The following is a 26,086-nucleotide window of genomic DNA, read 5'->3' as shown; positions in this document are numbered from 1 at the left end:
AGGGACTGCGGACACCACGTGGCGATTCAGCTTGGCACCGCCGATACAACGTTGTAAATGGGTATGTCCGGTTCAGGACAGTGAACAGCCGACAAATCGGGCGGTGACCTGCGCGAGAATCGCGCGGTGCTGGTACACCGCTTGACCGCCGACGATCACCGCCTGCTCGACGCCGCTGTGCTGGAATTCCGGGGTATCGCGGTCGCCGACCACGGGCCCTTCCTCCGCGATCCCGCCTCGATCGCCTTCGTCGCGTTGGAGCGGGAGCAGCTGGTCGGGTGGGTGTGGGGCCTGCGGCAGCGGCATGTCGGCGGCTACTCGCAGGTTCAGCTGTACGAGATCGGCGTCGTGGCTTCGATGCGCCGGCGCGGCGTCGGCCGAGCCCTGCTGACCGCCTTCCGCGACCTGGCGATCAGGGAAGGCCACCGCCGGATGTGGCTGTTCACGGACGAGGACAACGACCCGGCGAAGGCGTTGTACGAGGCCACCGGCGGCCGGCCGTCGGCCCATGACGACGCCGGCTACTGGTGGCAGCTGGACGGGCGTACCGAAAACCCGAGTTAGCCGGCTGTGCTTTCGCGGACGGCCAAGGTGAACGGGGTCTGGATGTCCTCGGGCTCGAAGGGCTCCTCGGCCTCGATGCGGCGGCGGGCCAGCTCTACGGCGGTGCGGGCGATGGCCAGCTTGTCGGGGGCGATGCTGGTGAGGGTGGGCCGGCTGTAAGCGCCCTCCTCGGTGTTGTCGAAGCCGACGACGGCGATGTCCTCAGGCACCCGGAGCCCACGGTCGGCGATGGCCCGCATGGCGCCGATGGCCAACAGGTCGTTGAAACAGAAGACGGCGTCGGGGGGCTCGGGCAGGTCGAGCAGGGACGCCATGGCGGCGGCGCCGTTCTGGCGGTGGTAGGACAAGGCGGGGCGGACGAGCTCGGGCAGCCCGGCGTCGGCCAGCGCCTGGCGGTAGCCGGCGAGCCGCAGCTCGGAGGTGCCACGGGTGGGATGGGCGCCGATGGCCGCGATCCGCCGCCGCCCGATCTCCACGAGGTGCCCGACGGCCAGCCGCGCGGCGAGCACGTTGTCGATGGCGACCCGGTCGATCCGCACGTCGACGGAGTGCTCGCCGATCATGACGAGCGGCACGCCGGGGTCGAGCTCGGCGAAGTCGGCGGCGTGCAGGGCCTCGGGACTGATCACGGCGGCGTCGATGAGGTGCGGCCCGAGGGCCGACAACACGGCCCGCTCACCCTCACGGCTGGCCTGGGTCTGCTCGATGAGCACGTTCCAGCCCAGCTCCCGCCCGGCGGTGATGACCAACCCGGCCAGCTCGCCGAAGTACGGAATACCGAGTTCGGGCACGACCAGGGCGATGAACCCGGTCCGCCCCCGCCGCAGGTTGCGGGCGCCGATGTTGGGCCGGTAGCCGGTCGCGGCCAGCGCCTCCTCGACCCGCCGCCGGTTCTCCGGCTTGACGAAGGAGTAGCCGTTGACCACGTTGGACGCGGTCTTGATCGACACCCCGGCCATGCGGGCCACGTCCCTGAGCGTCACGGCCATGGGTCGACGATAGCGCTCCGCCGTCCGGACCAGCCGCGGCCGTCCCGGATCTCTTGTCCCGCTACGTGAACCAGCAGCTCAGCCGGGCAGCCTGCCCGTTCCCGGCGACCGACGGCGCGAAGCCGGCGCAGTGCGCGCCGGTGACCGTGCCGAGGGCTGGGTCTGCCCGCTGTCCGAAGTGGACTTCGCGACCCGACGCGGGAATGCGTCGGCAAGGCGATTCCCAGCGCTGACAACGGGGTGCGCGTCCTGTCAGACGTGCACCACGGCCCCGGCCCCGCTGCGGTACTGTCTCTGCCGTCGATACCGGTCGATGGGTTGGTGCATGCCGAGAGCGATCAAGTGGGCCATCACGCTGGTCGTCGGCGCCGCGGTGTTCGCATTCGGGTGGTGGCTCTGCGACTTCCCGTTGGGCATGGAGACCGGCAACGCGCTCGGCGTCGCGGCCCTGCCCAGCGCGCTGATCATGTCGCCGCTGGGCTGGTGGGCCGGCCGTGAGGCCCCGGCGCCGCCGCGGGTCATCGAGGTACAGCTGCCCCCGGAAGAGCACGGCGACCAGGTCGTGGTGGGACCCGTGCCGCGGGCGCCACAGCACTTCCAACCTCCGGTCGACGTGGTGCGCGCTCTCGCCGGCATCGTCGACGGCTCGATTGCCGTGGTGTGCACGGTGACCGGCCTGCGTGGGGTCGGGAAGACCCAGGCCGCCGGCGCCTACGCGCGTCAGCGGATCGCGGACGGCTGGCTGGTGGCGTGGTTCCCGGCCCAGTCCGAGGAGCTGGTCGTGGCCGGGCTGGCGGAACTCGCCGACGCGCTGGACCTGCGCCACGCCGGGGACAGCACCGCGATGACCGTCGCGCGGGTCCGCAACCACCTCCAGACGCTGCGCCGGCCCGCGTTGCTCGTGTTCGACAACGTGACCGATCCCGCGCACGTCATGCCGCACCTGCCCGCGACCGGCAGCGCGCAGATCGTGCTGACCAGCGCGAGCCACACGATCGACCAGTTGGGCACCAGGGTGCCGGTGGAGCTGTTCAGCCTGGACACCGCCGTGCGGTTCCTCGCCGACAGCACCGGGTTGCCGGACCCGTCGGGCGCCCGCACGCTCGCCCGTGAGCTGGGCTGCCTGCCGCTGGCCCTGGCCCAGGCGGCCGCCCGGATCGTGCGGATCGACCACGACTACGCCACCTATCTGCGTCGTTACCAGAGCGCCGCCGCGGACCGGCTGCTCACCGCGTTGCCCGGCGACCCTTATCCGTACGGTGCGGCGAAGGCGATCCTGCTCGCGGTCGAGCCCTTCACCGCCGACGAGACCGACCGGACGCCGGCGGAGCTGCTCGATCTGCTCAGCGTGCTGTCACCCGACGGTGTGTCCCGCGACCTGTTGGCCCTGCGGCCGAATGCCGACGACGCACTCGCCGCCCTGCGTGACGCGTCGCTGATCGAGTTCGCCGGTACGGGCAACACCGTGGTGGTCATGCACCGGCTGACCCAGCGCGCCATCCGCGACCGTGCCGGCCACGACCTCCTCGCCACGCTCGTCAGCGCGGCCGGCCTGCTGCACGTCGCGGCCGAGGACCGGGGGAAGTGGCAGCGTGACCTCGGCGAGGAGTTGATCCGCCACCTCGACACGCTGCGATCCCACGCGCTCGACGTCTCCGCGGATTCGCTGGACGAGTTCCTCCGCCTGCGCGCCGACACGCTCTACGACCTGTCCGAGTGGTACTGGCACCACGACCGGCGGGTGGCCGAGCGGATCCTGCTGCGTCAGGCCCTTCCGCTCTACCGGCGGCTGAAGCAGCGCCGCCGGCAGGCCGGCTGCCTGCATCACATCGGTGTCAGCTACCTGGACTCCAGGGTCTGGGATCGGGCGGCCGCCGCGCTGTGGCAGGCCTATGAGCTACGGGTGGAACTCGCTGCCACCGATGAGGACCTGGTGCCTCCGCTGGCCGACACGTGCGCGGCGCTGGGCCGTGCGTTGCAGAGCACGAGCAGGTTCCGCGAGTCCGTCCGGATCGCCGAGCACGAGGTGCGTCTGCGGCGTTCGGATCCGGACGCCGGCCTGTTTCAGGCGCTCGCGCGCTTGGCGCGTGGGCAGGAGATGGTGGGCGACGCCGCATCTGCCTGGCGCACTGCCCTTGAGCTGGAGAAACTCGGCCAGGCCGCGGCGGACGACGACCCGGCGGCGGTCGCATGGCGGCAACAGGCGCTGGCCGACGTGCTGAGCCTGTGCGGGCGGCGCGACGTGCGCCGGGCCGCGCGTGCGGAAGGGCCGGCCCGGGCGGCGCTCAACGCGTATCGGCGGCTGGTCGTCGAGGATGTCGACTTCCACACCGATCTGCGGTCGGCGGTGGCTACCCTCGCCACCGTACTCGAACGGCTCGGCCGCCACAGCGACGTGGTCGACGCAACCCATCTGATGAGGAGCAGACCCTGAATGGCAGCACAACTCCCCGGCGAGGAGGGCGGCGAGTCGCCCACCGACATCCAGCAGGACGAGCTGGGCACCGCGAACCAGGGCCAGCTGTTCTACTCGAACGTCCTCGAGTTCGTCGCCGACCGGTTCCGCTACTTCGTCCAGGCGCCCGGTCCTGAATCGGGACGCGTCTGGTGCCCGTCGTGGTTCCGGCACCCCGAGGCACTGTCCCGGGTGGACTCGGTGTGGCGGGCGTGGGAGTTCCTGCGCTTCGATCCCGCGTTGGGCATGTCGAACTGGTGGCTGCACCATGTCGACCCGCACGTGCGGGCGCTGACCGACCCGGTCAACGGGCCGTTCGCCCGCTGCGTCGACGGTCATCAACCCGAAGTGCCGCTGCCGCTGGCCGAGCCGCCGGCCGGCCTCTTCAACGACCAGCGGTCGAAGTGGCTGCAGACCAGCAATCCGTTCGACCTCGGTTGACAGATCTAGGGCGTCGACGGGCGGGTCTCGGTCCAGTCCACCATCAGTCGCCGCTCGGCGAACAGCCACCTGCCGTCCGGCTGCCGGGCGAACTCGTCCAGATAGCGAATGGCCGCCTTCATCAGCATCCGGCGGCCGTCCACCTCGCACAGGTGGTGGGCGATGCAGTACGACTCGCCGGTGGCCCGGTCACCGTGCACCGCGATCGTGCTCTGGCCGTTGAAATGCGTTGTGACGTCATAGGTGTTGAGGTTGGCGAAGACCGGCGCCAGCGAATCCCGGCCGTGCAGTTCCTGCGTCGGCCGGTCGTCGGTGCGGTCCATGAACACCAGGAACCTGGTGTCCACAGTGAACAGAGCCTGCTGTCCGGCCGCGTCCCGGCGGTCGGCGCAGTGCGCGTAGGCGTCGACCAGTTCGCGAATCGCCAGCCGGTCGGCGGCTTCCTCGAGCGTGAGCACGGCCCGAGCCTGCCACGGCTGCGGCCGGATCCAGGCGCGGTTCGAGCCGGCCTTGAGCGGTTCTCGAGCATCGGCGGTGGGCTGACCGGTTGGTGGGCTAATGTCCGATGGCGTGGGCGATTCGGTGGTGCGGCGGTTCCGGCAGCGGGCGGGCCTGACCCAGGAGGCGCTGGCGGAGCGCTCGGGGGTGTCGACCCGTACGATCCGCGGTCTTGAGACGGGGGATCGGCCGAACCCGCAGCTGGGCTCGTTACGGCAGCTGGCCGACGCGATGAGCCTGTCGCCGGAGGACCGCGACGAGCTGATGGCGTCGGTGCTGGGCGTGCCGTCGGTGCCGCGGCAGCTGCCGGCCGTGCCGGCGGGATTCACCGGGCGTGAGGCAGAGCTGGCCCAGCTCGACGTGGCGTCCTCGACGGTCGTGATCAGCGCGATTGCCGGCGCGGGCGGCATCGGCAAGACGTGGCTGGCGGCGCGCTGGGGGCATCGGCGGATCGATCGGTTTCCGGACGGGCAGCTGTTCGTCGACCTGCGCGGATTCAGCCCGGACAGCGATCCCCTCGACCCGCTGACCGCGCTGCGCGGCTTCCTGGACGCCCTCGGCGTCGACACGGCCCGCGTCACCGGCGATGTCCACGAGCACGCGGCCCGGTATCGCAGCGAGGTGGCGAACAAGCGGCTGCTGATCGTGCTGGACAACGCAGCGACCGCCGACCAGGTCGTGCCGCTGCTGCCGGGCACGCCGACCTGCAAGGTTCTGGTGACCAGCCGGCGGACCCTGTCGACGCTGCTGCACCGCCACAACGCCCAGCACCTGCCGCTGGCTGCGCTGGACGAAGCCGAGGCGCACGAGTTCCTGGTCAACGCGCTCGGCGCGGACCGGGTCGCGGCCGAGCCGGCGGCCGCGGCGGAGTTGATCGAGGCGTGTGGGCGGTACCCGCTTGCGCTGGCGGTGATGGTCGGTCGGGCCCGCCATCGGAACTCCCTGGAATTGGCCGCTGAGCTGCGAGAACACGGGCTGGACGCGCTGACCAACGTACTGTCCTGGTCGCTGCGGGCGCTGACCGACGAGCAGCGGACGGTGTTCGCTCTGCTCGGCAGCGCGCCGGGGGCCGACATCGGCCTGCCGGCGGCCGTAAGCCTCACCGGTCGGTCGAAGCCGCAGCTGACAGGGATCCTGCGCGCGTTGACCGAGGCGTCGCTGCTGACCCGGCTGGCCAACGGCCGCTACGCGATGCACGACCTGATCCGCGGTTTCGCCGCACGGCAGGAGGTGCCGAACCGGGCCGCGGCGCTACGCCGGGTGCTGGACTTCTACCTGCACACCGCCAATGCCGCCGCCCAGCAGATCGATCCGCAGCCGTTGGACCTGGCCCCGACGAGCGTTGAGCCGCAGCCGATCCCGGACGTGCCGACGGCACTGTCCTGGTTCGACGCCGAGCTGCCGAATCTCCTTGCCGCGCAACGTGTTGCCGCTGGCGTCGAGGTCTGGCAGCTGGCTCGGACCGTGAACAGCTTCCTGTACCGGCGAGGCCGCCACCACGACCGGCTCGCGGTGTGGCAGACCGCGCTGGCGGCCGATCTGCCGGATGCGGCCCGGGCCAGCGCCCACGGTCTGCTCGGCCGGGCCTACGGCGCGCTGGGCCGGTTCGAGGACGCCACCGAGCACTTCGAGCAGGCGCTGGCCGGCGGCGACGCCTTACAGCAGGCCAACACTCATCGCATGCTCGCGGCGGCGTGGGAGCAGCGTGGCGACGACCGCGTGGCACTGGAGCACACCGGCCAGGCACTGGCCCTGTACCGAACGCTCGATCAGCCGGTCTGGGAGGCCGACGCCGTCAACTCCATGGGTTGGTACGCGGCCCGGCTGGGCGACTTCGACGACGCCCGCCGCCACTGCGAGCAGGCCCTGGCGATGCAGCGCCGCAACGGCTATCGCGACGGTGAGGCCGCGGCGCTGGACAGCCTCGGTCTGATCGCCCACCGCACCGGCCGCCACGCGGCGTCCGTCGACTATTACGAGCAGTCCTTGGCGATCTTCCGTGACGTCGGCAACACCATGTACGCGGCGGTCGCGCTGGACGGCATCGGGCATCCCTTCGCCGCCATCGGCCGGCTCGATGACGCCCGTGCGGCCTGGGGCGAGGCGTTGCTGCTGTTCCAGGAGCAGGGCCGGGACGCCGACGCCGACCGAGTCCGGCGGCAACTCGATGCCCTGGATCACACGACTGCCGGTTGAATCACCTTCGCCCGGGTTACCATGCGGCGAGGGGGCGATGAGCAATGGCGGACCGACGCCGTTCCACGTTGCGTGAACTTCGGATGCGAACCGCGCTCACGCAGGAGGCGCTGGCCGACCGTTCCGGGGTGTCGGTCAGCACCATCCGCGGCATGGAGAACGGCACCCGCGTCAACCCCCGCCCGGACACCCTGCGGCAGCTGGCCGACGTGCTCGGCCTCGCGCCGGTCGAGTACGAGGACCTGTTGGCGGAGCACGATCTCCAGCCGACCGAGCGGTCCACCCGGCCCCGCCAGCTGTCGGCCGCGCCGCACGGGTTCGCCGGGCGGTCCGACCTGGTCGTGGACGCGCCGACCGTGCTGGTCGGGCCGGGCGGGATCGGCAAGACGTGGCTGGCGCTGCACTGGGCCCACGAGCACGCCGAGGAGTTCCCGGACGGGCACCTGTTCGTCGACCTTCGCGGTCACGGCCCGGACGGGGAGCCCGTCGATCCGCTGACCGCGCTGCGGGGATTCCTGGATGCGTTGGGAGTACAGGATCTTCGCGGTGGGGTGGCCGAGCACGCGGCCCTGTACCGGAGCCACGTCGCCGATCGGCGGATACTGATCGTGCTGGACAACGCGGCCAGCGCGGATCAGGTTGCGCCGCTGCTGCCCGGCTCGTCGTCGTGCACGGTGTTGATCACCAGCCGGACGACGCTGACCGCCTTGCTGCACCGCAACGGTGCCCGGCACGTTCGGCTGGATGTGTTGGGGGACAATGAAGCTTATGGCTTGCTGGCCCGTCGGATCGGCGACTGGCGGCTTGCCGCCGAGGCCGACGTCGTGCGTGAGCTGATCCGGCTGTGCGGGGGATATCCGTTGGCGCTGGCCATTGTCGCCGGCCGGGCCCATGCCCATCCGGACATCCCGCTGTCGGAGTTCGCCGCCGAGCTGGCCGAGCTGGGCCTCGACGCGCTGGACGACGCCGACCCGACGGCCAGCCTGCCGGCGGTGCTGTCCTGGTCGCTGCGGGGACTGACCGATGGGCAGCGGAAGGTCTTCGGGGTGCTGGGGACCGTCGACGTCGAGGTCGCGGCGATTGCCGGGGCGACCGGGCTGTCACAGCCCCAGGTGACGAAGGTGTTGCGGGAGTTGGAAGACGCCTCGCTGCTGCGCCGTCAGGCCAACGGCCGCTACGTCATGCACCACTTGCTCCGCTGCTTCGCCGCCTACAGCGTGGGTGATGCGCGAGGGTTGATCGACTTCTGCGGCGAGGCCCCTCAGCTGCCGGAGAAGCGCGGCAACACCTTGCCGGCGAACAGCTCCAGGTGATCGGCGACGTCACGAGCCGGCATGCCGGGGGCGGCCAGTCGAAGGCCGAAGGTGTCGACCGGGAGATCGCCGACCATGGACCGGATCTTGGCCACCATGTCGTCCGGCGTGAGGATCGAGACCAGGCCGCGGAGATCGTCGATCGTGGTGACGGCGCGGATGCCGCTGTGGCTGACGTTGTTGGCTTGCGTTAGGCGGGCGGCTTCGGCGAACCAGTGCAGCAGGCCGGGGCCGACCTGCGCGAGCGTGCGCTCGGGGTCGTCGGAGACGAACAGCCACGGGCTGCCGGTCAGATTGAGCCGCGGCTGCTTGCCGGTCGTGGCTAACTCGTCCAGGTACATGCGCCACACCGTCGGGTCGGCGGGGCCGGTGTAGGCGTCGCCGTAGAGCGCCGCGCGGCGCACGGCGGCGCGGCTGGTGCCGCCGACCCAGATCGGCGGGTGTGGGTCCTGTACGGGTCGTGGGGTGATCCGCGCGCCGTCGACGGTGTCGCCGCTCAGCAGGCGGCGGACCGTGTTGAGGGTCTCGTTTGCCGTGCTGCCAACGTTTTCCCGGGCGACGCCGTACCCGGCGAACTCGGCGGCGCGGTAGCCGACCCCGACACCGAGGTCGACGCGGCCGTTGGACAGGACGTCCAGCACGGCGACGTCTTCGGCCAGGCGGACCGGGTGGTAGAGCGGCAGCAGGGCGACGTTGGTGGCGACGCGCATCGTCGTCGTGCGGGCGGCGATGGCGGTGGCCGCGACCAGCGGCGACGGCACGAAGTGGTCGTCGGTGAAGTGGTGCTCGCCGATCAGGGCGTGGCCGAAGCCCAGCTCCTCGGCGTGGGTCAGGTGCTCGACGGTGTCGGCGTAGAGCCGGGCCGGACTTCGGGTCTCCTGGGGTGAGCCGCGGAAGTCGATGATGAGTCCGAAACGCATGATCCCTCCCTAAGTGGGGACTTGTTCCCCGCTTTGACCGTAGCATAAGTGGGGATAGGATCCCCACTTGATGAGAGGGGAGGTTATGCCGGCAGTTCGGGCCGATGCGCTCCGCAACCGGGCGCGGATACTGGCCGCCGCCGTCGATGTGTTCGCCGAGCAGGGGCCGGAGGCCGCCCTCGACGACATCGCCAAGCGTGCGGCGATCGGCAACGCGACCGTGTACCGGCACTTCGCCGACCGCGGAGTGCTGCTGCACGAGGTCGTGCGGCAGGTGATGACCCGGACCGCCGAGGAGGCCGAGCGGGCCCTGCTGGCCGAGACCGAGCCCTTCGACGCCCTGGCCCGTTTCGTGCACGCCGTCGCCGACCTGCGGATCACCATCCTGTGCCCGTTGCTCGCCGCCGACGACCACGACGGCCTGTCCGAGCTGAAGCAGCGAGTGATCGACGCGGTGGACGAGTTGGTGACCGCGGCCCAGGACACCGGAGAGATCCGCCGCGACGTCGGGTTCGGCGACGTGCTGATGGCCCTGGCACAACTGACCCGGCCCGGCGCCGGGCAGAGTTGGGCCGACATCGAGGTGTTCGCGCACCGGGGATTGCAGGTGTACCTGGACGGACTGCTCGTGGAGTCGGAGCTGCCCGGTCGCCCGGCCGGGATCGGGGACCTGCGGGGCTGAGGACGCTGGGAGCGGGGTTCGGGCGCGCAGCCTGACCGGAGCGCGCCCGAACGGGCGAACCTACGACTGAGCGGTCAGCTGGAACGACTGCGCCGGCCCACCGCTGCACGTCCACTGCTGGAGCAGCCCACCGTCCGAAGTGGACTGATCCCGCACATCGAGACACTTGGTGCTGTTCCTGGCCACGAATCGGTACGACCCGTTGCCGTTGTCGACGGCCTGCCACTGCTGGTTGGAGCCCCCGACGTAGCTCCACAGCTGCACGGTCACGCCATCGCCCGTCGCGCCAGCGCCACCGCTGACGTCCCAGGCCAGGTTGGCCGCATTCCGGTTCACCACCTGGTAGTAGCCGTCACCGGTGGACCGGAACTGCCACTGCTGGTTGGTCGCCGCGGTGCAGGACCACTGCTGCAACGCGGTGCCGTCGGCGGTGCCGCGGTTGGCCGCGTCCAGGCACTTGCTGCTGACCTGGGCGGTCACCGAGTACCACTTGGACGAGTCGATCCCGGTCGGCGGCGGGGTGGTGCCGCCGGTGCCCGGCCAGGTGAAGGTGGCCATCGAGCCGCCGGGCAGGCTGTAGCCGAACGACTGGCCGTTGTAGGAGACCTGGAAGTTCTGCGTGCCGCCGGAATTCACCGCCACCAGAGCGATGGTGCCGTCCGGGTTCTTGAACGCCACGTTCTCGATGCCGCCCTGGCTCTGCGCGGTGGAGTTGATCCGCACCGCCCCCGGCTTGACGAACTTGGCCAGGTGTCCCAGCACGTAGTAGTCGGCGTTGTAGGTGACGCTGCCGCCGTTCACCGTCACCAGGCCCATGCAGTTGCCGCAGGAGCCGATCACCGGGCCGTGGTCGGCGTCCAGCGCCATGTTCCACAGGCTGACCGAGCGGGCCCAGTTGCGGGTCGCGCCGACGGCCAGATTGCGGCCCTGCCACACGAGAGAGTCGGCGAAGGTGTTGCCCGACTCGGTGCCCGAGCACTCGGTGAAGAAGATGTCCTTGCCGGGGAACTGGTTGTGCACACCGGTCTGGGCGCTGGGGTCGCCGCCGTAGCAGTGCCAGGCCGAGCCCGCGGTGTTGCTGCCGGTCTGGGACAGCACCGACGTGGCGTAGCCCGGGTTGTCCCAGTTGTGGTCCCAGGCCAGGATCTTCGTACTCAGGCCGGCCTGCGACAGCTTCGGCGCCAGGTTGTTGATGATGCGGGCCTGCTGGTTGGCGTCCATCAGCATGCCGGGATAGCCGCCGGGCTGGTTCTGCGGCTCGTTCTGCACGGCCAGGTACTGCACCGGCACGCCGGCCGACTGGTAGGCCTGCACCGACTTGACCAGGTAGTCGGCGAAGGTGCTCTCGTAGTTGGTCGACAGCGAGCCGCCGACCAGGTTGTTGTTGGTCTTCATCCAGCCCGGCGCGCTCCACGGCACGACCATCACCGACGCGGCCGGGTTGAGCTGCTTGGCCTGCGTGACCAGCGGCAGGATGTAGGACTGGTCATGCGCGACCGAAAAGCGCGACAGGCTCGGGTCGGCCGACCCGTCGTCGTAGCTGTAGAAGCTGCGCGAGAAGTCGCTCGCGCCGAGCGGCTGGCGCAGCCAGCTCAGGCCGATGCCGCCGGTCGGGCTGAACAGCGAGGTCATGATGCTGTTGCGGGCCGAGGAGTTGGCGATGTTCCAGGCGGCCGCGTCGGTCAGCGAGGCACCGAAGCCGACCATGGACTGGTAGGTGGTGTTCGGATCGATGGTGATCACCGGGCCGCTGCCCGGCGAGCCGAACGACACCGGCGTCTTCTGGGTCAGCTTGTTGCTCTGGTCCGGCGTGGTCAGCCACACGTTGGCAGTGGTCGCCGCGAACGCCGGCGGGGCCTGGGTGACCGCGTAGGCGGCCGCAGAGGCGACCAGCGCCGCCGCGGCACAGCCGGCCAGCAGCCGGTGACGGGATTTGGTGGAGGTCATGCAGGGACACCCTCCCTTGTCTTGAAACAAATGTAACACTGCTGTAACAGGGTGCGGAGAGTGCAGCACCGGATTTCACGTATGTCAACATCGCTGGCACACAAAGGAACATGTATCGAAAAGCGCCTGGAACAAATGAAACAACAGTCGTTTGTGGACAGCGGTGTGGTGCGCGGCGCGCGACCTCCCTTGACAGGTCAACAAGTGTCCGCAGTGGACGATGGACCGATCGGCTGACGGGTGCATCCAGTCGTCCGGGCGATCGGCGCTGCGGCCGAATGCCCTCTATACCTGTGTGGCGGCGATCTGACGGCGGCCCTGGTGAGCTGGGACCTGCACGACGCCGACTGGGTACTGGAACGGTCGGCCGAGTCGGTGCTGACCGCGCTGATGAACCGGTTCACCCGGTTGCACCGTCGTCGAGAAGACCGACGCCTACACCTGTCTGATCCTGTTCTCCATGGGCATCACCAAGGGCAAGTCGGGCCCAGACCTACCAGCGTCCGCTGCGCGGCGGCACCGAATTCGTCCGCCTCGCCGAGCTGGCCGACCGCACCGTGGCGACCCAGGTCGTCACCACCCCACCTGGCATCCCCGACCTCATGCCCGGCGAGAACGCCGGCCACCACGACGAGCCCACCCTGCGCTACCTGCGGGCCCTCGAGGACTTCGACCGCCACTTCCCGGGTTTCCCAGCGAGACCCACGGTGTCCACCGCGACTCCGACGGCGACTACTGGATCACCTGCCTGTGACGGTAGCGCGTCATCCGACATGGCTCATCATCTCCGCCGGACACGTCACGCCGGGTGGCGGCAGCGTGTCGTCGGCCAGGTACCTGATCACGTAGCCATTGACGCAGGTGTTGCCGTGCAGGAAGTAGGCGGCGTGGCCGTCGCCGTGCCACAGCGCGCGGGCACCCGGCAGTTGGGCGGCGACGTTGGCGGCGCCGAGACTGGGGGAATTGCTGTCGAGCCGGCCGACGACGACCAGGGCGGGCGGCATCCCGGTGGCCTTGAGCAGTGCGGGCGGATAGGACGGTCCGTGCGATAAACCGAGGCAGCGACCCAGTTCGAGGCGGCCCTCGGTCCAGCCGATGTGCGGGGCGATGGCTTTGAGACGCCGTTCGATCGGCTGGAATTGCTGATAGCTCGGCACTTCGGGCAGGTAGTCGTGACACAAGGTCTCATTCATCAGGTAGCCGGCGGACTCGGGTGGCGGGGGAGCGATGGTGGTGAGGAAGCCGCCGGGGTCACCGTCACGAGCCTTGGCCAGGGCGGAGGCCAGCTTGGGCCAGGTCGGCGGCGTCAGCAGGCTGGTGAGCAGGCCGGCGTCGAGCACGCCGACGGACACCGGGGGATGGGCCACGAGATCGTCCCAGATCCGCACCGCATCCTGCCCGCGTAACGGACACGAGGCGCGGGCGTCACACCAGTCGCGAAACCGGAACAGCTGCTGCTCCTGGGTGATGGCTCGGTCGCGCAGCCAGTCTTCCAGACGAGGCCGGGTGTGGTCGGGCGTGCTGTCCAGGACCATGCTCCGCACGTGCGTCGGGAACAGTTCGGCGTAGGCCTGGCCGTAGGTAGCGCCATAGGAATTGCCGATATAGTGCAGTTTCGGCGCGCCTACCGCCACCCGGAGGGCCTCGAGGTCGTGCGCGGTCTGCCAACTGGTGAGGCCGTCGTACAGGAGGCCGGCGGCCTTGCGGCAACTGGCGTCGTAGGCCGCGACCTTGCGCGCGTGGGCGTCCCAGTCGGCCTCGGAGGTGGCTTTCACCAGATCGGTCGGTGCGGGCTGCGGCACCGGGCACGGGATCAGCGTGCCGTTGTCGGGTTGGCCGACGCCCCGTGAGTCCATGACCACGACGTCGAAATGTGCGGTCAGCTCGTCGTACACGGGCATACGCGGGGTGGCGTGCGTGGTGGCGGTGCCGACACCGCTGCCCAGGTTGACGATGAGAGTGCCCTCGCCGGCGCCCTTGGCCGGTATCTTGGCCAGGTTCACCAGCGTGGTCGGACCGCCGGGATGGTGCCAGTCCGCCGGTACGGTCATGGTGGCGCACAGCACGCCCTTGCCGCAGTCCGTCCAGTCCACTGCGGACGGACGAAACCCGGGGCCGGCGAGCAAGGGCCCGGCGAAGAAGGACACTGCGGCTGCCAGCGCGATGATTCGGTGCATGCGGCGATTCTGCGGCCGGGGCGAGGCCATGTCGTCCGGCTCGGGTGGGTCATTCTCGAGAAGGACGTGACGGCCGCGCCGCCTCGATACGATCGGCGCGTGTCCGAACTCCGAGTGCCGCTCACCAGCCGGTTGCGCCGCGAGCACTGGCTCGCCCTCGACGCCGTGCTGGCTCTGGCGCTGGTCGCGTTGGTCGTGCCGGCCTCGCCCCGGATCGAACAGTACAACCTGCCGGCGGCAGTGGGATTCGTGATCACGCTGGCCGCGACGACGCCGATAGCCGTCCGGCGGATCTGGCCGGTGGCGGTGTACTGGGTGGTGCTGGCGGCGTGTTCGACGCTGGTGCTGCTGCCCATTATCGGCGCGCCCTTCGTGACGGTCGCGGTGGCCGCATACTCGGTCGCGGTGTCGCGGTCGCGTCGAACGGCCGTGATCGGGCTGGTGGCCGCGCTGGCCGTGTTCCTAGCTGGGGCCTTCGGGTCCCTGGGTGGTCAGTCCGTGACCGACGCCGCCATGGTGATCGCCGCGTGGGGTCTGGGGACCGTACTCCGTGAGCATCGAAGTTACGTTGCGGCACAACAAGAACAAGAGATACAAGCCGCTGTCATGCGCGAGCGGCTGCACATCGCCCGCGAGTTGCACGACGTGGTGGCCAACGGGATGAGCCTGATCACCCTTCAGGCCGGCGTGGCCGGTTACGTGCTGGACAGCCGGCCCGAGGAGGCCCGTCGCGCGCTGGCGTCCATTGAGGAGACCGGCCGGTCCGGACTGGCCGTGCTACGAAAGTCACTGTGGTGGCTTCGCTCCGAAGATCGTTCCGCGGTGCCGGCCGAGGCCACGCCCGGGCTCGCCGACCTGGAGATCCTGGCGCGGCGGGTACGTGCGGAGTCCGGCATCGACGTGACTGTGTCGTTTGACGGGCAGGGGGCGTTGCCGGTAGGCCTCGAATTGTCGGCCTACCGCATCGTCCAGGAGGCGATCACCAACGTGATCAAGCATGGCGGGTCATCGCCGACCCGCGTACTACTGAGGCACACCACCGAGGCACTGGTCATCGAGATTGACGATGACGGGCCCGGTGGCGCCGTGCGCCCCGGTGGCCATGGTCTGCTCGGCATGCGCGAACGAGCCGCCCTGCACGGCGGCACGCTCACCGCCGGGCCCCGCCCCGAAGGCGGCTTCACCGTTCGCGCCGTGCTGCCGACGGATGGTGTGGCATGACCACCCGGGTGCTGCTCGCCGACGACCAGGCGCTGGTTCGCGGCAGTTTCCGAGTGCTGCTCGAAAGCACGACCGACCTGCTGGTGGTCGGTGAGGCCGGCAACGGCCGCGAGGCCGTGGAACTCGTCCCGGAGGTGAAGCCCGATGTGGTGCTCATGGATGTCCGGATGCCGGAGATGGACGGCATCGAGGCCACCCGGCAGATCGTGGCCACGTCCGGGGCCAAGGTGCTCATCCTCACCACCTATGACCTCGACGAGTACGTCTACGCCGCACTCCGCGCCGGGGCCAGCGGCTTCATGCTCAAGGACGGCCGGCCGCCGGAGCTCCTGGCCGCGGTCCGGGTCGTCGCCGCCGGCGAGGCGTTGCTTGCCCCGAGCGTCACCAGCCGCCTCATCCGCGCGTTCGTCAGCGTGCCACCGGTCCCGCCGGCCACACTCGACCACCAGATCACCGCCCGCGAACGCGAGATCCTGCTGCTGGTCGCCCGTGGCCTGTCCAATGCCGAGATCTCCGACCATCTGCACGTCGGCATCACCACCACCAAGACCCACGTCAGCCGCCTGCTGATGAAACTCGGCGCCCGCGATCGCGCCCAGCTGGTAATCGCGGCCTACGAGTCCGGTTTGGTCCGGCCGGCAGTGAGCTGAGGTAGCGTCGATGCGTGCGTGTGTTGCTGACCGGCATGCCGGTGTACTCCCACCTGGTGCCGATGTTGGTGCCGGTGGCCAAGGCTCTGCAAGCGGCCGGTCACGAGGTGGCGGTGGCCACCGGGCAGCCGCCGGCCGCCGAGCTGGCCCGGCAGGGTCTGGACCACCGGCCGCTGCCCAGGATGCTGGTGGGCCAGGAGTTCCGGGCCGATCCGGAGTTGGCCAAGGCGATCGGCCTGAGTGCCGACGGGGTGCCGTTGCCGGAGCTGAACGAGATGCCGCCGGGGGCGGGGTTCGGCCGGTTGTTCGCCGGAGTGGGGGCGGCGCGCAACGCGGTGGATCTGCTCGCGGTGGCCGAGGAGTTCGGGCCGGACCTGATCGTCCGCGAGGGCACGGAGCTCGCCGGCTTCCTGGTGGCCGAGCAGCTGGGGGTGCGCTGTGTGACGCTGGATTCCTCGCCGCTGGCCCCGGTCCGCCACCCGGGCCTGCTGCCGGCGCTGAACCAGACCCGGGCGACGCTGGGGATGAAGGCGTTGCCACACATCAACGAGCTGGCCCGGGATGCGTGGATCGGCTGGCTGCCCAGTCAGTGGTGGGCCGAGAACCTGTCGTCGCACCAGCACTTCCGGGCCCCGGCGGCAACCGGCACGCTGGATCCGGAGATCGCTGCGTTGCGCTCGGACCGGCCGCTCGTGCTGGTCACGCTCGGCTCCAACGCCGCCCACATGTTCACCGACTCGCCGCTGCCGCCGATCGTCGAAGCCCTGGGACAGCTGGACTGCACGGCGGTGGTGGCACTGGATCGGCGGTGGGACGGGCCGAGCCCGGGCAACGTGCACCTGGTGCCGTTCGTGCAGCAGCAACTGCTGCTGCCGGCCTGCGACCTGTTCATCACGCACGCGGGCTACAACGGTGTGCGGGAGGCGCTGGCCGCTGGTGTGCCGATGGTGGCCATGCCGCTGTTCGCCGAGGCCCCGGCCAACGCGCAGCGGCTGACCGAGCTCGGCCTCGGCGTCACGGTGCCGGCCGACGCGACGCCGGCCGGCATCCTGCTGGCCTGTGAGGAGGTGCTGGGCGACCCGGCTTTCCGTTACGCCGCACACGGTTTCCAGCGGCGGATCCTCGGCCTGCCGGGGATGGACGAGCTGGTGTCAGCTCTGGTGCGGGAAGCCCAGCGCTAGCGCGCGGGCGGCCAGCTCGGGCCAGTCCTCGCCGGCGTGCGGATGGTCGTCGGAGTTGAGCAGGCAGCCCAGCGTGATGGGGAACGGGACGTGGTAACGGGGTGCGGCCAGCTGAGGAGGGTTGGCGAAGTCGAGTACCTCGGCCAGGTTGTTGGCGGCGGCGTCGCGCACGGTCAGCGGCGGCAGCCCGAACCGCCACTCGATCATCTTGAGAATGGAGGTGTGGTCGTACAGGCCGTGCGCGACGGTGGCACGCGGCGACCGCGGTGAGACGACCAGGCACGGCACGCGGAAACCGCGCAGGCCGGCGCCGAGGTCGGGGTTCGGGTCCGGGCCGACCGGCGGCGGCACGTGGTCGAAGAAGCCGCCCCACTCGTCGTAGGTGATCACGAGCGCGGTCCGCGGCCAGTTGGGACTGGACACCACGGCGTTGTAGACGCCGGCCAGGAAGTGCTGGCCCAGCCGGATGTCGGCCAGCGGGTGCTCGTCCTGGGCCAGCCCGGCGACCGCCTCGCCGAGGAAACCGGGCTCCACGAACGACACCGCCGGCAGCCGGCCGGCCGCCGCGTCGGCGTAGAACTCGCCGATGAGTCGGCTGATCCCAAGGTGCCGCACGCCCCACAGCGCCGTGTACGGCACGTCGCTGAAGTAGTAGCGCCCGCTGACGCCGGCCGCGGCCAGCCGGTCCCAGATGGCCGGCATGGTGGCCAGCTTGTCGACGGACGTGGTCGTGCGGTCGGTCTGCGCGGCGTGCAGGAAGAACCGATTCGGAAAGGTGGGAGCCATCATCGCAGCGAAGTAGCGGTCGCAGACCGTCCAGTCACGGGCGGCACTGCCGTAGAAGCCCAGGTCGTCGGCCTCGAAGTAGCCGATGGACAGCGCGTCGTTGTTGCCGGCCCGTAACCAGCCGTCACAGGCCCCGTTGTTGAACTCGACACGACCGCCGTCGTAGGAGTGGTCGGGGTCGCTGAACCCGCAGCCGTGCGGCACGGTCAGGTGGTGGGTCTGGTGGGCAACGCCGTCCTTGTCGGTGAAGGTCAGCCCGGCCTGCCGGCCGTCCGCGCCGGGCAGCCAGCCCAGGTAGTGGTCGAACGAGCGGTTCTCCATCATCACCACGACGATGTGGTCGATCCCCGACTGCTCGGGCGCCGGCAGTGTCGCCGCCTCCGCCACCGTGGACCCCACCGTGGATCCGACCGCCGCCAGGGCCACTGCACCGGCCGTGCCGGCCAGGAACTCCCGCCGGGTCACATCGCTCATCGCCGTCTCCGTTCGGTCGCCGGGCCGCGGCCGAGTATCCACCGGCGAGATGAGCTGATGGCCAACAGTTGACAGCTAAGGCGTGACAGCCGGACGGTGACCGGCTGCCCACCCTTGCTCAGGATGCGCACGGAAAGGTGTCAAAGGCTCATCCTGGTCCGATGGACGTCGTCATCGAGGCGCTGGACCCGCACCGGCAGGCGAAGTTCTGGGCCGCGCTGCTCGGCTGGGCGTGCGCCGACGACCGCGTCCGAGCCGAGGGCGGCTGGGACTTCGAGCTGGTGTTCGCCCAGGTCGACGTGCCGAAAACGGTCAAGAACCGGATTCATCTGGAGCTGGCCAGCCGATCGCCCGAGCACCAGAGGGAGATCGTCCGGCACGCCCTGGCTCTTGGCGCTCGGCACCTCGACCTGGGGCAGGGGGACGTGCCCTGGGTGGTGCTGGCCGACCGCGAGGGGAACGAATTCTGCGTGCTCGACCCGCATCCCCGCTACGACGCCGGTCCCGTCGCGGCGATCCTGGTCGAGACGGCCGACCCGGCCGCGGTGGCTGACGACTGGGCGCTGGCCACGGGTTGGCCGGTCGAGGTGCGACGGGACGAGGTCGTGGCGCTGCGGTCGCCACGGGGGCAGTGGCTGGAGTTGCTGCGGGTCGAGCCCACCGAGCCGGTGGGGGAGCGGGTCCGACTGGGTGCCCTTTGAGGCGGAACCTGAGCCGGACCGGCGGCTCCCGGTAGCGTCGCGCCCGTGGCGAATTTCGAGGGGGCGACGGCGTTCGTGCCGCGCGCGACGGCCGGCGAGTTCGATGTCGACCTTGACCCGCAGTGGGCGTTGGAGGACAAGCCCAACGGCGGCTACCTGCTTGCGGTGCTGGGCCGGGTTGCGGGGTCGCTGTCGACGCACCCGCATCTGACGGCCATCAGCGGATCGTTCGTCCAGTCGCCGAAACCGGGGCCGGCGGTGGTGACGGCGGAGCTGCTGCGCGCCGGTCGCGGTGCGACGCAGTTGCGAGCGCGGCTCACCCAGGACGGCCTGCCCCGCGTCGAGGCGCTGATCACGCAGGGCGTGCTCGACGACGCCGAACCCTGGTGGTCCGGCACGACACCGGTCGACCTGCCGCCGCTGGCCGATTGCCCGCGCTCCAGCACCGAGGCCCCGGGCGGCGCGTTCCGGATCCACATCCTCGACGTCGTCGAGCAGCGTCTCGACCCCGCGGTCAGCGGCTTCAAGCGCGGCGAGCCGACCGGCAGGGGCGAGTTCGCCGGCTGGCTGCGGCTGGCCGACGGCGCCGACTGGGATCCGCTGAGCCTGGTCGTGGCGGTGGACGCGATGCCGCCCATCGGCTACGACCTCGGCGCGCCCGGTTGGGCTCCGACCGTGCAGCTCAGCGCGTACGTCCGCCGGCTGCCCGCGCCCGGACCGATCCGGATCCGCGTCACCGCGACCGAAGTTGGCGGTGGGCAGGTCGACCACGTGGTGCGGGCGTGGGACAGCAAGGACCGCCTGGTCGTGCAGGCCACCCAGATCTGCGCGCTCCGGCTGCCGAGCTAGAGCGCGGCCGTCCCGGCCAGGCCGGCGCTCGCGCTGGCGGTGATGGCCAGGCCGCCGCTTGCGCTGGTGGTGATGGTCAGGCCCCCGTTCGGGTTGGTGGTGGTGGTCAGCCAGCCGTTCGGGTTGGTGGTGATGGCGAGCCGACTGCCGTGCGCCTGCGCAGTCGCCGAGGCTAGGGCCAGACCGAGACTGTGCCCACGACGGCCGGTGCGGCCAGCGGGCCGGTAGAACGGCTCGGTCGGCGGCTGCCGGAGCAGCAGCCATGCAGCAGGCAAACAGCAGCCGTGCAGCAGTCAAGCAATAGCCGTGCAGCGGCCAAGCAGTAGCTATGCAGTAGCCATGCAGCAGCGACCTGTGGTCGGCGTTCGGTGCTTGGGCGCAGCGTCCTATCGGGATCGACAGTCGTTACGGAACGATGATACGGAACGCTGTTAGCACGGTCACGAATGCCGCCTGACCGGCGCGGATGCGGTATAAAGGCGGGGTGACCGTTCTCCAGTTGCTCCGCGACCGCATGCGCGAGGGAAGCGTCCCCGGGCGGCGGAACGACGGCGCGCGGCTGGCGCTGCTGGTGGAGGGCGGGAGCTCCCGTGGCGCGTACTCCAGCGGCATGACGATCGCCATCGAGCAGCTGGGGCTGCTGCCGGCCTTCGATGCCGTCTACGGGAGCTCGGCCGGCTCGCTGAACGCGGCGTGGCTGCTGTGCGGGCGGGCCGAGAAGACGCAGCATGCCTGGTGGAGCCCGCTGATCATGCGGACGACCATCAATCTCGGCAACGCCCTGCGGGGCAAGCCGGTGGTGGACACCGGGTTCCTGGTCGACACGGTCTACACCACGATCATGCCGATGGGCTTCCAGGAGATCGTCGACAACCCGGTCGAGTTCCACCCCATCGCCACCGACGCGCGTACCGGCGAGGCGGTCGACCTGCACGGCCTGATCCACAGCCAGGCCGGCGTGCAGGAGGCGCTGCGGGCGTCGACGAGGATGCCGATCCTGGCCGGCGGCCCGGTGGAGATCGACGGCCGGCAGCTCATCGACGCCGGCCTGGCCGAATCGGTGCCGGTGCGATCGGCGCTGGCCCAGCAGGCCACGCACATCGTCGCCCTGCGCACGGTGCGCGAGGACGAGAAGTCGGGGCCGCCGCCGCTGGCCGAACGCCTGGTGGCCTCCCGGTGGTTCGCCCGCCGCGCCCCCGGTGCGCTGGAGCTGTGGCTTCGCGGCGACATGCTGCGGGCGGAGGAGGAACGGCTGCTGGCCGAGCATCCCGCGACCCTGCAGATCCGCCCGCCGCTTGGTAGCGCCCGCATCGGCCGCACCGACCGCCGCCTCAGCCGCCTGCGCGCGGCCGTCGACGCCGGTCGGCAGGCCGCCTCCGACGTGCTCGCGGGCTGCGTCGACGAGCCACCGAGGAGGTCAGCATGGTCGACACCGTGACGCTGCCGGGCGGCGAGATCGCCTATACCGAGCAGGGTGCTGGCCGGGCGGTGGTGTTCATTCACGGCCTGCTGGTCAACGCCAACCTGTGGCGCAAGGTGATCCCGCTGGTCGCGGATGCCGGATTTCGCTGCGTGGCGCCGACTCTGCCGCTGGGGGCGCACCAGAAGGCGATGCCGGACGCTGATCTGACGCCGCCGGGCCTGGCGAAGCTGATCGCGGACTTCCTGGAAGCGCTGGACCTCGACGATGTGACGATCGTGGCGAACGACAGCGGTGGTGCGCTGACCCAGGTCCTGATGGTCAACCACCCGGAGCACGTCGGCCGTGTGGTGCTGACGCCGTGTGATGCGTTCGAAGACTTCTTTCCCAAGCCGTTCGACGCGCTGACGCGGCTGATCCGCAAGCCGGGGGTGCCGTGGCTGCTGAGTCGGGCGCTGCAACTGAAGGCGGTGCAACAGCAGCCGAATTCCTTTGGCTGGCTGGCCAAACGGGGTATCCCGGACGAGATCATGGCGTCGTACGTGCGACCCTGCCGGGACAGTGCGGCGATTCGCCGTGACCTCAAGCGGTTCCTGGTCGGGGTGGACAACCGGCATACGCTCGCTGCGGCGGAAAGGCTGCCGGGCTTCGAGAAGCCGGTGCTGCTGGTGCGGGCAACCGAGGACAAGGTGTTCAAAGCGGAGCTGTTCGAGCGGCTGACCACGATCCTGCCGGACGCCCGGCTGGTCGACGTCGCCGACTCGTGGACCTTCGTGTCCGAAGACCAGCCGGACCAACTGGCCCGGCTGGTCGTCGAATTCGCGCGATGAAGATCAGCCGACGAGCGGCACGGCGGAGAGCTGGATCTGGGTCCAGCCGTGGGTGTCGACGGGGTCGGTTCCGAAGCCCTCGATGTCGGAACCGTTGAGGTCGTACGGGTTGTGGTCGAAGTACCGGTACAGCGCGCCGTCACGGGTCTGCGCGTAGTACAGGCCGTAACCGGGCGAGACAATGCGGTCGAAGGTGCTCCACCGGTCGGCCAACGTCACGCCGGTCCAGCTGTAGTCGGCGGCGACGTGATAGGACCGCAGCACGCCGGTGGTGCTGATGCCGAGGACCCAGTCGTCACCGGTGCCGGCGATGGTGCGCATGGTGAAGCCGGCGCCGATCTCGACCCGCCCGCCGATCTGGCTCTCGGCCGGCTTGGGCCGGGAGACCACGTACGAGATCAGCTTGCCGTCGGCGATGCCGTACAGATGCCCGTGCCCGTCGTAGGTCAGCATGTCGTGCGTCCAGCCGCCGCCCAACGGGGTCAGCGTGGAGAATGTCAGCGAGTTCTTGTTGGTAACGATGTCCACTCGGTATAGCTGACCGGCCGGCGAGGTGACCAGCAGCGTGTTGGAGTTCAACGCGGCCAACGTCTTCGGCACGAAACCGATCGAGGCCGATGAGGCCAGCGTCTTGGTGCGGTCGCCGGTCTGCGAGTTGATCGTGGAGTAGGTCAGCCGGCCGTCGGACAGCGCGCCGTAGATCTGCACGGTGACCGCGCCGGGCCCGCTCAGCTCGTCCACGATGCGCTGGGCGTCCAACGTCTGCTTGTCGTAGCGGTCGGGGTAGGCCGAGACCTGCACCCGCTGGCAGACTTCGCCGATGTCGGCGGTGCGCCAACTCCCGTTGGGGAAGCGGGTCTCCATCCTGTTGAGGAACTCGTTGGTGGCCCAGCTCGGATTGAGCCGCTGTGCCGCGGTGCCATAGTCGTCGAGCTGCTGGAACAGGCCGAGGCTGCTGTGGTCGACCTTCTCGCTGATGTTCTCGATGGTCGACTCGACGATGGTGGTGGTGATCGCGATGACCGCGGCCCGCTCGTCCAGCCCGCGCTTCTGCACGGCGTCGATGACGGCCCGGGCGCACGACACGCGGTAGGCGGTCATCGAGTCCTTCAGGCCCTGGGTGAGCACGCCGTTGAGCTTGGTCGCGTCGGCGCTGTCGGCCGAGGTCGGCGCGCCGTTGCACGGGGCCTTCTCGTACGCGGCGACCTGCGCGACCCGGGCCCGGACGGCGTCGTCGGAATCGGTGGCGGCCTGGGCGGCGCCGGCGGTCAGCACGGTCACGGCGGCCGCGGCGATGGCGATTGTTCTTGCTGCGAAACGCACTGAGGACTCCAGGTTGGGGGACGGCGCCGCGCCTGGGGACGCGACGCCGTCAGGAGAGTTGGCTTCAGGCCCCGGGCGGGGAGACGTAGCCCGAGATCGAATGGCCGTTCTGGACGGCGGTGTCGGGGTCGATGACGCGCTGCTTCACCGCGTTGCTGACGTTGCCGCCGACCACGGTCAGCGTCCCGTCCGGGTGCACCGCCGTCACGACGTCCACATGGCCGCCGGAAACGCCGTCCGGCGGGCCGTAGATGGCCCAGTCACCGGGCTTCGGGCTGCCGTGTGTGCTGCTGGAACGGGACTTGAACAGGTGGTGGTTGACGCCCCACTCGCCGAGGCCACGGGCGGCCAGGGTGCCGCGCGGCACGTCGGCGACGCCGGCCTTCCACCACGCCCAGGTCGCGAACATGGCGCACCACGGGGTGGCACCGCCGTTGCAGGCGGTGTTGTACCGGTCGCAGTCCTTCTCCAGGGTGCCGACCTCGCCGGTCGCCGCGGCGACGATCTTGCCGCGCAGCGGGTTGACCACCGGCTTCGTCGTGCACGTGGTCGGGTCGGCCGACAGCAGCACCTGGGTCCAGCCGCGGGACGCCACCGGGTCGTCCAGGTGGTACGTGATGTCGTTGCCACGGCCGTCGGTCGGGTCGGCGTCCTCGTACCAGTACATGGCACCGTCGGGGTTCTTGCCGTAGTACAGGCCGCCGCCCGGCGAGACCAGGTTCGCAAAGCTCTGCCAGCCGGCGTTGTCCAGCTGGGCCCGCGTGTAGCCGGCGGAGGCGTTGACCGCGTAGCTGAGCAGCTGGCCGTCCGACGTGGTGGCGATCAGCCGGTCGTCGGCCGCGGCGGCCAGCGTCTTCAGGGAGAAGCCGCCGCTGCCGATCTCCACCCGCTGGCCGACCTGGAGCTCGCCCGGCTTGCCGTCCTTGGCCGACATCAGGTACTGGAGCAGCTGCCCGCCGGTGGTCGTGCCGTAGATGTGGCCGTGGCCGTCGTAGGTCAGCAGGTTGTGGGTCCAGCCGCTCTGCAGCTTCGCGGTGGCGAAGGTGAGGCTGGTGTTGTTCGTGATCACGTCGACCCGGTACAGATCGCCGGCAGTGGACGTGACGAGCACGGTGTTGCCGTTCAGCGTCGCCATCGCCCTGGCCGTGAACGGCAGTGCCGCGGCCGAGCTGATGATGTGCAGGATGTTGCCGCTGTCCGGATCGATGGACGTGTACGTCAGCCGGTTGTCGGCGAGCACGCCGTATACCGAGACGTTGGCGGTGCAGGTCGCGTCGGCGTGGGCGACCGGGCCGGCCGGCACGGCGACCGCCGTGACACAGCCGAGCGCGAGGGCGAGTGCGACGGTCGCCGCTCGCATCCGTCGCAGCAGTGCGGGCATGCTTGTGCCTTTCATGCGCAGTTCCACTGGAGCGGGCCGTAGTCGGAGACCCGGCCGAAGATCGTGTTGTCGTCGCCGATGACGTAGACGTCGCTGTCGTCGGTGATGCCGGCCGGCAGCGGCAGGTCGGCCAGGTAGGTGGTGCCGGACCAGACGGCCGGCGGGCCGACCAGCGCGCCCTTGCTGCCGGCGATCAGGCCGCGGGCGTTGATCGCCTGCGCGGTGCCGCCGTTGTCGATGGCCCGGGCGGTGCCGGGTTCACGCCACAGCAGGGATTGCGACTCGGGCCACGGCGACTCGACCTTGGTGCCGATGACCGTGCCGTTGCGGATGGCCCGGAACAGCGTCGGGAAGTCGGCGGCCACCGGGACGATCTGGCCGTGGCGCCACAGGTGCGCCGGGTTGTCCGCGCCGTCGTAGAGCAGCACGGTGCCGTCGTCGTCCAGGTCGACGCCGCTGCCGTACGGGGTGTCGATGACGATCGGTGCGGCGGCCAGCGTGGACCAGTACAGCGAGACCTCGTGGCCGTCCTTCACGGCGTGGCCGCGGGCCAGCACGTCGCCACGCTCGTTGAGCGCGACCGCGTAGTCGGTCGCGTAGCCGGCCGGCGTCGGCAGGTTGGTGAGCGTGCCGTGGCCGCTGTGGGCGTTGGTGAACAGGAACGCGCCGCTGCGGCCGGTGCCGCGCTGCGTGCCGGACACCAGGATGGTGCCGTGCGAATTCTCGTCCACGACCTGCGGATACGTGAAGTCGCTCAGCTCGTCGGCGACCCGCGGCCGGCCGTTGGTCCACACCAGCGGGATCGCCGCGTCGGTGGCCACGCTCCCGGTCGTGCCGGAGTAGTTGCCGTGGCTGTCGGTGCCGGTGACGGTGGTCGACCGCTCGAGATAGCCGGCCGGTGTCGACACCTTGGACACCTGCCAGGTGCAGGTTTGGGCTGCGGCCGCGGCGGGAACCGCGGTACCGACCCCCAGCGCGAGCATGGCGGTCGCGAGCACAGCAACGCGTTTGTGCATGGTGACTGGCCCCCTTGTGAAAGCCCCCGGTTCCCCTCATTTCGACCGGGGCTGCGGCCTGTCTAGCGCGCC

23 protein-coding genes and 1 pseudogene are annotated in these 26,086 nt (G+C 70.3%); 14 read left to right on the top strand and 10 right to left on the bottom strand.

Features of this window, described 5'->3' with window-relative positions:
• The first annotated feature begins 126 nt into the window (after positions 1-126).
• Positions 127-564 (top strand): GNAT family N-acetyltransferase, encoded by a 438-nt coding sequence (locus M3Q35_RS15770; RefSeq protein ID WP_273942530.1) that lies wholly within the window; start codon positions 127-129, stop codon positions 562-564.
• Here M3Q35_RS15770 and M3Q35_RS15765 read toward each other — a convergent pair.
• Positions 561-1,553: a LacI family DNA-binding transcriptional regulator gene (locus M3Q35_RS15765; RefSeq protein ID WP_273942529.1), complete on the bottom strand. Its 993-nt coding sequence runs from the start codon at positions 1,551-1,553 to the stop codon at positions 561-563. The genes M3Q35_RS15770 and M3Q35_RS15765 overlap by 4 nt on opposite strands.
• Positions 1,554-1,878: 325 nt before the next feature.
• Here M3Q35_RS15765 and M3Q35_RS15760 point away from each other — a divergent pair, with 325 nt between their 5' ends.
• Together M3Q35_RS15760 and M3Q35_RS15755 are read left to right on the top strand one after the other, a co-directional pair.
• Positions 1,879-3,987, top strand: a complete 2,109-nt coding sequence (locus M3Q35_RS15760; protein ID WP_273942528.1) for a hypothetical protein — start codon at positions 1,879-1,881, stop codon at positions 3,985-3,987.
• Positions 3,988-4,449 (top strand): DUF4913 domain-containing protein, encoded by a 462-nt coding sequence (locus tag M3Q35_RS15755; RefSeq protein WP_273942527.1) that lies wholly within the window; start codon positions 3,988-3,990, stop codon positions 4,447-4,449.
• 5 nt (positions 4,450-4,454) lie between these two features.
• On the opposite strand, the gene M3Q35_RS15750 is transcribed toward M3Q35_RS15755, so the two are convergent.
• The gene (locus tag M3Q35_RS15750; protein ID WP_273942526.1) at positions 4,455-4,907 is read right to left on the bottom strand and encodes a nuclear transport factor 2 family protein; all 453 of its coding nucleotides are present in this window, start codon (positions 4,905-4,907) and stop codon (positions 4,455-4,457) included.
• Between the two features lie 100 nt (positions 4,908-5,007).
• On the opposite strand from M3Q35_RS15750, the gene M3Q35_RS15745 reads away from it, so the two are divergent.
• Both M3Q35_RS15745 and M3Q35_RS15740 read left to right on the top strand, forming a co-directional pair.
• Complete coding sequence (locus M3Q35_RS15745; RefSeq protein ID WP_273942525.1) at positions 5,008-7,143, top strand: tetratricopeptide repeat protein; 2,136 nt, start codon at positions 5,008-5,010, stop codon at positions 7,141-7,143.
• 44 nt (positions 7,144-7,187) lie between these two features.
• The gene (locus tag M3Q35_RS15740) at positions 7,188-8,456 is read left to right on the top strand and encodes a helix-turn-helix domain-containing protein (RefSeq protein WP_273942524.1); all 1,269 of its coding nucleotides are present in this window, start codon (positions 7,188-7,190) and stop codon (positions 8,454-8,456) included.
• Here the strand turns inward: M3Q35_RS15740 and M3Q35_RS15735 are convergent.
• Positions 8,405-9,376 (bottom strand): LLM class flavin-dependent oxidoreductase, encoded by a 972-nt coding sequence (locus tag M3Q35_RS15735; protein ID WP_273942523.1) that lies wholly within the window; start codon positions 9,374-9,376, stop codon positions 8,405-8,407. The two genes, M3Q35_RS15740 and M3Q35_RS15735, sit on opposite strands and share 52 nt — an antisense overlap.
• A gap of 85 nt (positions 9,377-9,461) precedes the next feature.
• Here M3Q35_RS15735 and M3Q35_RS15730 point away from each other — a divergent pair, with 85 nt between their 5' ends.
• On the top strand, positions 9,462-10,058 hold the full coding sequence (locus M3Q35_RS15730) for a TetR/AcrR family transcriptional regulator (protein ID WP_273942522.1): 597 nt from the start codon (positions 9,462-9,464) through the stop codon (positions 10,056-10,058).
• A gap of 60 nt (positions 10,059-10,118) precedes the next feature.
• Here M3Q35_RS15730 and M3Q35_RS15725 read toward each other — a convergent pair whose 3' ends face one another.
• A complete protein-coding gene (locus M3Q35_RS15725) occupies positions 10,119-12,005 on the bottom strand; it encodes an RICIN domain-containing protein (RefSeq protein WP_273942521.1) in 1,887 nt (628 codons plus the stop codon).
• A 506-nt stretch (positions 12,006-12,511) separates the two neighbouring features.
• On the opposite strand from M3Q35_RS15725, the pseudogene M3Q35_RS15720 reads away from it, so the two are divergent.
• A pseudogene (locus M3Q35_RS15720) lies at positions 12,512-12,640 on the top strand (Orn/Lys/Arg family decarboxylase); the annotation flags it as partial.
• Between the two features lie 129 nt (positions 12,641-12,769).
• On the opposite strand, the gene M3Q35_RS15715 reads toward M3Q35_RS15720, so the two are convergent.
• A complete protein-coding gene (locus tag M3Q35_RS15715) occupies positions 12,770-14,182 on the bottom strand; it encodes an alpha/beta fold hydrolase (RefSeq protein WP_273942520.1) in 1,413 nt (470 codons plus the stop codon).
• Between the two features lie 99 nt (positions 14,183-14,281).
• On the opposite strand from M3Q35_RS15715, the gene M3Q35_RS15710 reads away from it, so the two are divergent.
• The 3 genes from M3Q35_RS15710 to M3Q35_RS15700 are packed head-to-tail and all read left to right on the top strand — an operon-like array spanning position 14,282 to position 17,234.
• A complete protein-coding gene (locus M3Q35_RS15710) occupies positions 14,282-15,403 on the top strand; it encodes a sensor histidine kinase (RefSeq protein WP_273942519.1) in 1,122 nt (373 codons plus the stop codon).
• A complete protein-coding gene (locus M3Q35_RS15705) occupies positions 15,400-16,053 on the top strand; it encodes a response regulator (protein WP_273942518.1) in 654 nt (217 codons plus the stop codon). Before M3Q35_RS15710 ends, M3Q35_RS15705 begins: the two co-directional genes overlap by 4 nt.
• A 14-nt stretch (positions 16,054-16,067) precedes the next feature.
• Positions 16,068-17,234 carry a glycosyltransferase gene (locus M3Q35_RS15700; RefSeq protein WP_273942517.1) on the top strand — a complete coding sequence of 389 codons (1,167 nt, stop codon included), beginning with the start codon at positions 16,068-16,070 and terminating at the stop codon, positions 17,232-17,234.
• Here M3Q35_RS15700 and M3Q35_RS15695 read toward each other — a convergent pair.
• The gene (locus M3Q35_RS15695) at positions 17,205-18,494 is read right to left on the bottom strand and encodes an alkaline phosphatase family protein (protein ID WP_273942516.1); all 1,290 of its coding nucleotides are present in this window, start codon (positions 18,492-18,494) and stop codon (positions 17,205-17,207) included. The genes M3Q35_RS15700 and M3Q35_RS15695 overlap by 30 nt on opposite strands.
• Positions 18,495-18,655: 161 nt before the next feature.
• Here M3Q35_RS15695 and M3Q35_RS15690 point away from each other — a divergent pair, with 161 nt between their 5' ends.
• Positions 18,656-19,195: a VOC family protein gene (locus M3Q35_RS15690; RefSeq protein ID WP_273942515.1), complete on the top strand. Its 540-nt coding sequence runs from the start codon at positions 18,656-18,658 to the stop codon at positions 19,193-19,195.
• 45 nt (positions 19,196-19,240) lie between these two features.
• The gene (locus M3Q35_RS15685; RefSeq protein ID WP_273942513.1) at positions 19,241-20,044 is read left to right on the top strand and encodes a thioesterase family protein; all 804 of its coding nucleotides are present in this window, start codon (positions 19,241-19,243) and stop codon (positions 20,042-20,044) included.
• On the opposite strand, the gene M3Q35_RS15680 is transcribed toward M3Q35_RS15685, so the two are convergent.
• Positions 20,041-20,319 carry an ATP-binding protein gene (locus tag M3Q35_RS15680; RefSeq protein ID WP_273942512.1) on the bottom strand — a complete coding sequence of 93 codons (279 nt, stop codon included), beginning with the start codon at positions 20,317-20,319 and terminating at the stop codon, positions 20,041-20,043. The genes M3Q35_RS15685 and M3Q35_RS15680 overlap by 4 nt on opposite strands.
• Before the next feature lie 209 nt (positions 20,320-20,528).
• Here M3Q35_RS15680 and M3Q35_RS15675 point away from each other — a divergent pair, with 209 nt between their 5' ends.
• Together M3Q35_RS15675 and M3Q35_RS15670 are read left to right on the top strand one after the other, a co-directional pair.
• Positions 20,529-21,482, top strand: a complete 954-nt coding sequence (locus M3Q35_RS15675) for a patatin-like phospholipase family protein (protein ID WP_273942511.1) — start codon at positions 20,529-20,531, stop codon at positions 21,480-21,482.
• Positions 21,467-22,294 carry an alpha/beta fold hydrolase gene (locus M3Q35_RS15670; RefSeq protein ID WP_273942510.1) on the top strand — a complete coding sequence of 276 codons (828 nt, stop codon included), beginning with the start codon at positions 21,467-21,469 and terminating at the stop codon, positions 22,292-22,294. The genes M3Q35_RS15675 and M3Q35_RS15670 overlap by 16 nt, the downstream gene beginning before the upstream one ends.
• Before the next feature lie 3 nt (positions 22,295-22,297).
• On the opposite strand, the gene M3Q35_RS15665 is transcribed toward M3Q35_RS15670, so the two are convergent.
• The 3 genes from M3Q35_RS15665 to M3Q35_RS15655 form a co-directional block, all read right to left on the bottom strand.
• A complete protein-coding gene (locus tag M3Q35_RS15665) occupies positions 22,298-23,617 on the bottom strand; it encodes a tachylectin-related carbohydrate-binding protein (RefSeq protein ID WP_273942509.1) in 1,320 nt (439 codons plus the stop codon).
• A gap of 64 nt (positions 23,618-23,681) precedes the next feature.
• Entirely contained in the window at positions 23,682-25,013 is a 1,332-nt protein-coding gene (locus M3Q35_RS15660; RefSeq protein WP_273942508.1) for a tachylectin-related carbohydrate-binding protein, read from the bottom strand.
• Positions 25,010-26,014 (bottom strand): hypothetical protein, encoded by a 1,005-nt coding sequence (locus M3Q35_RS15655; RefSeq protein ID WP_273942507.1) that lies wholly within the window; start codon positions 26,012-26,014, stop codon positions 25,010-25,012. The genes M3Q35_RS15660 and M3Q35_RS15655 overlap by 4 nt, the downstream gene beginning before the upstream one ends.
• Positions 26,015-26,086: the final 72 nt, after the last annotated feature.

The sequence above is a fragment of the Kutzneria chonburiensis genome (assembly GCF_028622115.1).
GTDB lineage: Bacteria > Actinomycetota > Actinomycetes > Mycobacteriales > Pseudonocardiaceae > Kutzneria > Kutzneria chonburiensis.
Note: the sequence above shows the minus strand (reverse complement) of the source record. Positions and strands in the feature narration are given on the sequence as shown.

Coding starts and splice junctions, on each gene's coding strand:
- M3Q35_RS15730 (WP_273942522.1), top strand. CDS start 9,462: ATGCCGGCAGTTCGGGCCGATGCGCTCCGCAACCGGGCGCGGATACTG.
- M3Q35_RS15715 (WP_273942520.1), bottom strand. CDS start 14,182: ATGCACCGAATCATCGCGCTGGCAGCCGCAGTGTCCTTCTTCGCCGGG.
- M3Q35_RS15745 (WP_273942525.1), top strand. CDS start 5,008: ATGTCCGATGGCGTGGGCGATTCGGTGGTGCGGCGGTTCCGGCAGCGG.
- M3Q35_RS15705 (WP_273942518.1), top strand. CDS start 15,400: ATGACCACCCGGGTGCTGCTCGCCGACGACCAGGCGCTGGTTCGCGGC.
- M3Q35_RS15670 (WP_273942510.1), top strand. CDS start 21,467: ATGGTCGACACCGTGACGCTGCCGGGCGGCGAGATCGCCTATACCGAG.
- M3Q35_RS15755 (WP_273942527.1), top strand. CDS start 3,988: ATGGCAGCACAACTCCCCGGCGAGGAGGGCGGCGAGTCGCCCACCGAC.
- M3Q35_RS15660 (WP_273942508.1), bottom strand. CDS start 25,013: ATGAAAGGCACAAGCATGCCCGCACTGCTGCGACGGATGCGAGCGGCG.
- M3Q35_RS15725 (WP_273942521.1), bottom strand. CDS start 12,005: ATGACCTCCACCAAATCCCGTCACCGGCTGCTGGCCGGCTGTGCCGCG.
- M3Q35_RS15690 (WP_273942515.1), top strand. CDS start 18,656: ATGGACGTCGTCATCGAGGCGCTGGACCCGCACCGGCAGGCGAAGTTC.
- M3Q35_RS15765 (WP_273942529.1), bottom strand. CDS start 1,553: ATGGCCGTGACGCTCAGGGACGTGGCCCGCATGGCCGGGGTGTCGATC.
- M3Q35_RS15740 (WP_273942524.1), top strand. CDS start 7,188: ATGGCGGACCGACGCCGTTCCACGTTGCGTGAACTTCGGATGCGAACC.
- M3Q35_RS15655 (WP_273942507.1), bottom strand. CDS start 26,014: ATGCACAAACGCGTTGCTGTGCTCGCGACCGCCATGCTCGCGCTGGGG.
- M3Q35_RS15760 (WP_273942528.1), top strand. CDS start 1,879: ATGCCGAGAGCGATCAAGTGGGCCATCACGCTGGTCGTCGGCGCCGCG.
- M3Q35_RS15735 (WP_273942523.1), bottom strand. CDS start 9,376: ATGCGTTTCGGACTCATCATCGACTTCCGCGGCTCACCCCAGGAGACC.
- M3Q35_RS15695 (WP_273942516.1), bottom strand. CDS start 18,494: ATGAGCGATGTGACCCGGCGGGAGTTCCTGGCCGGCACGGCCGGTGCA.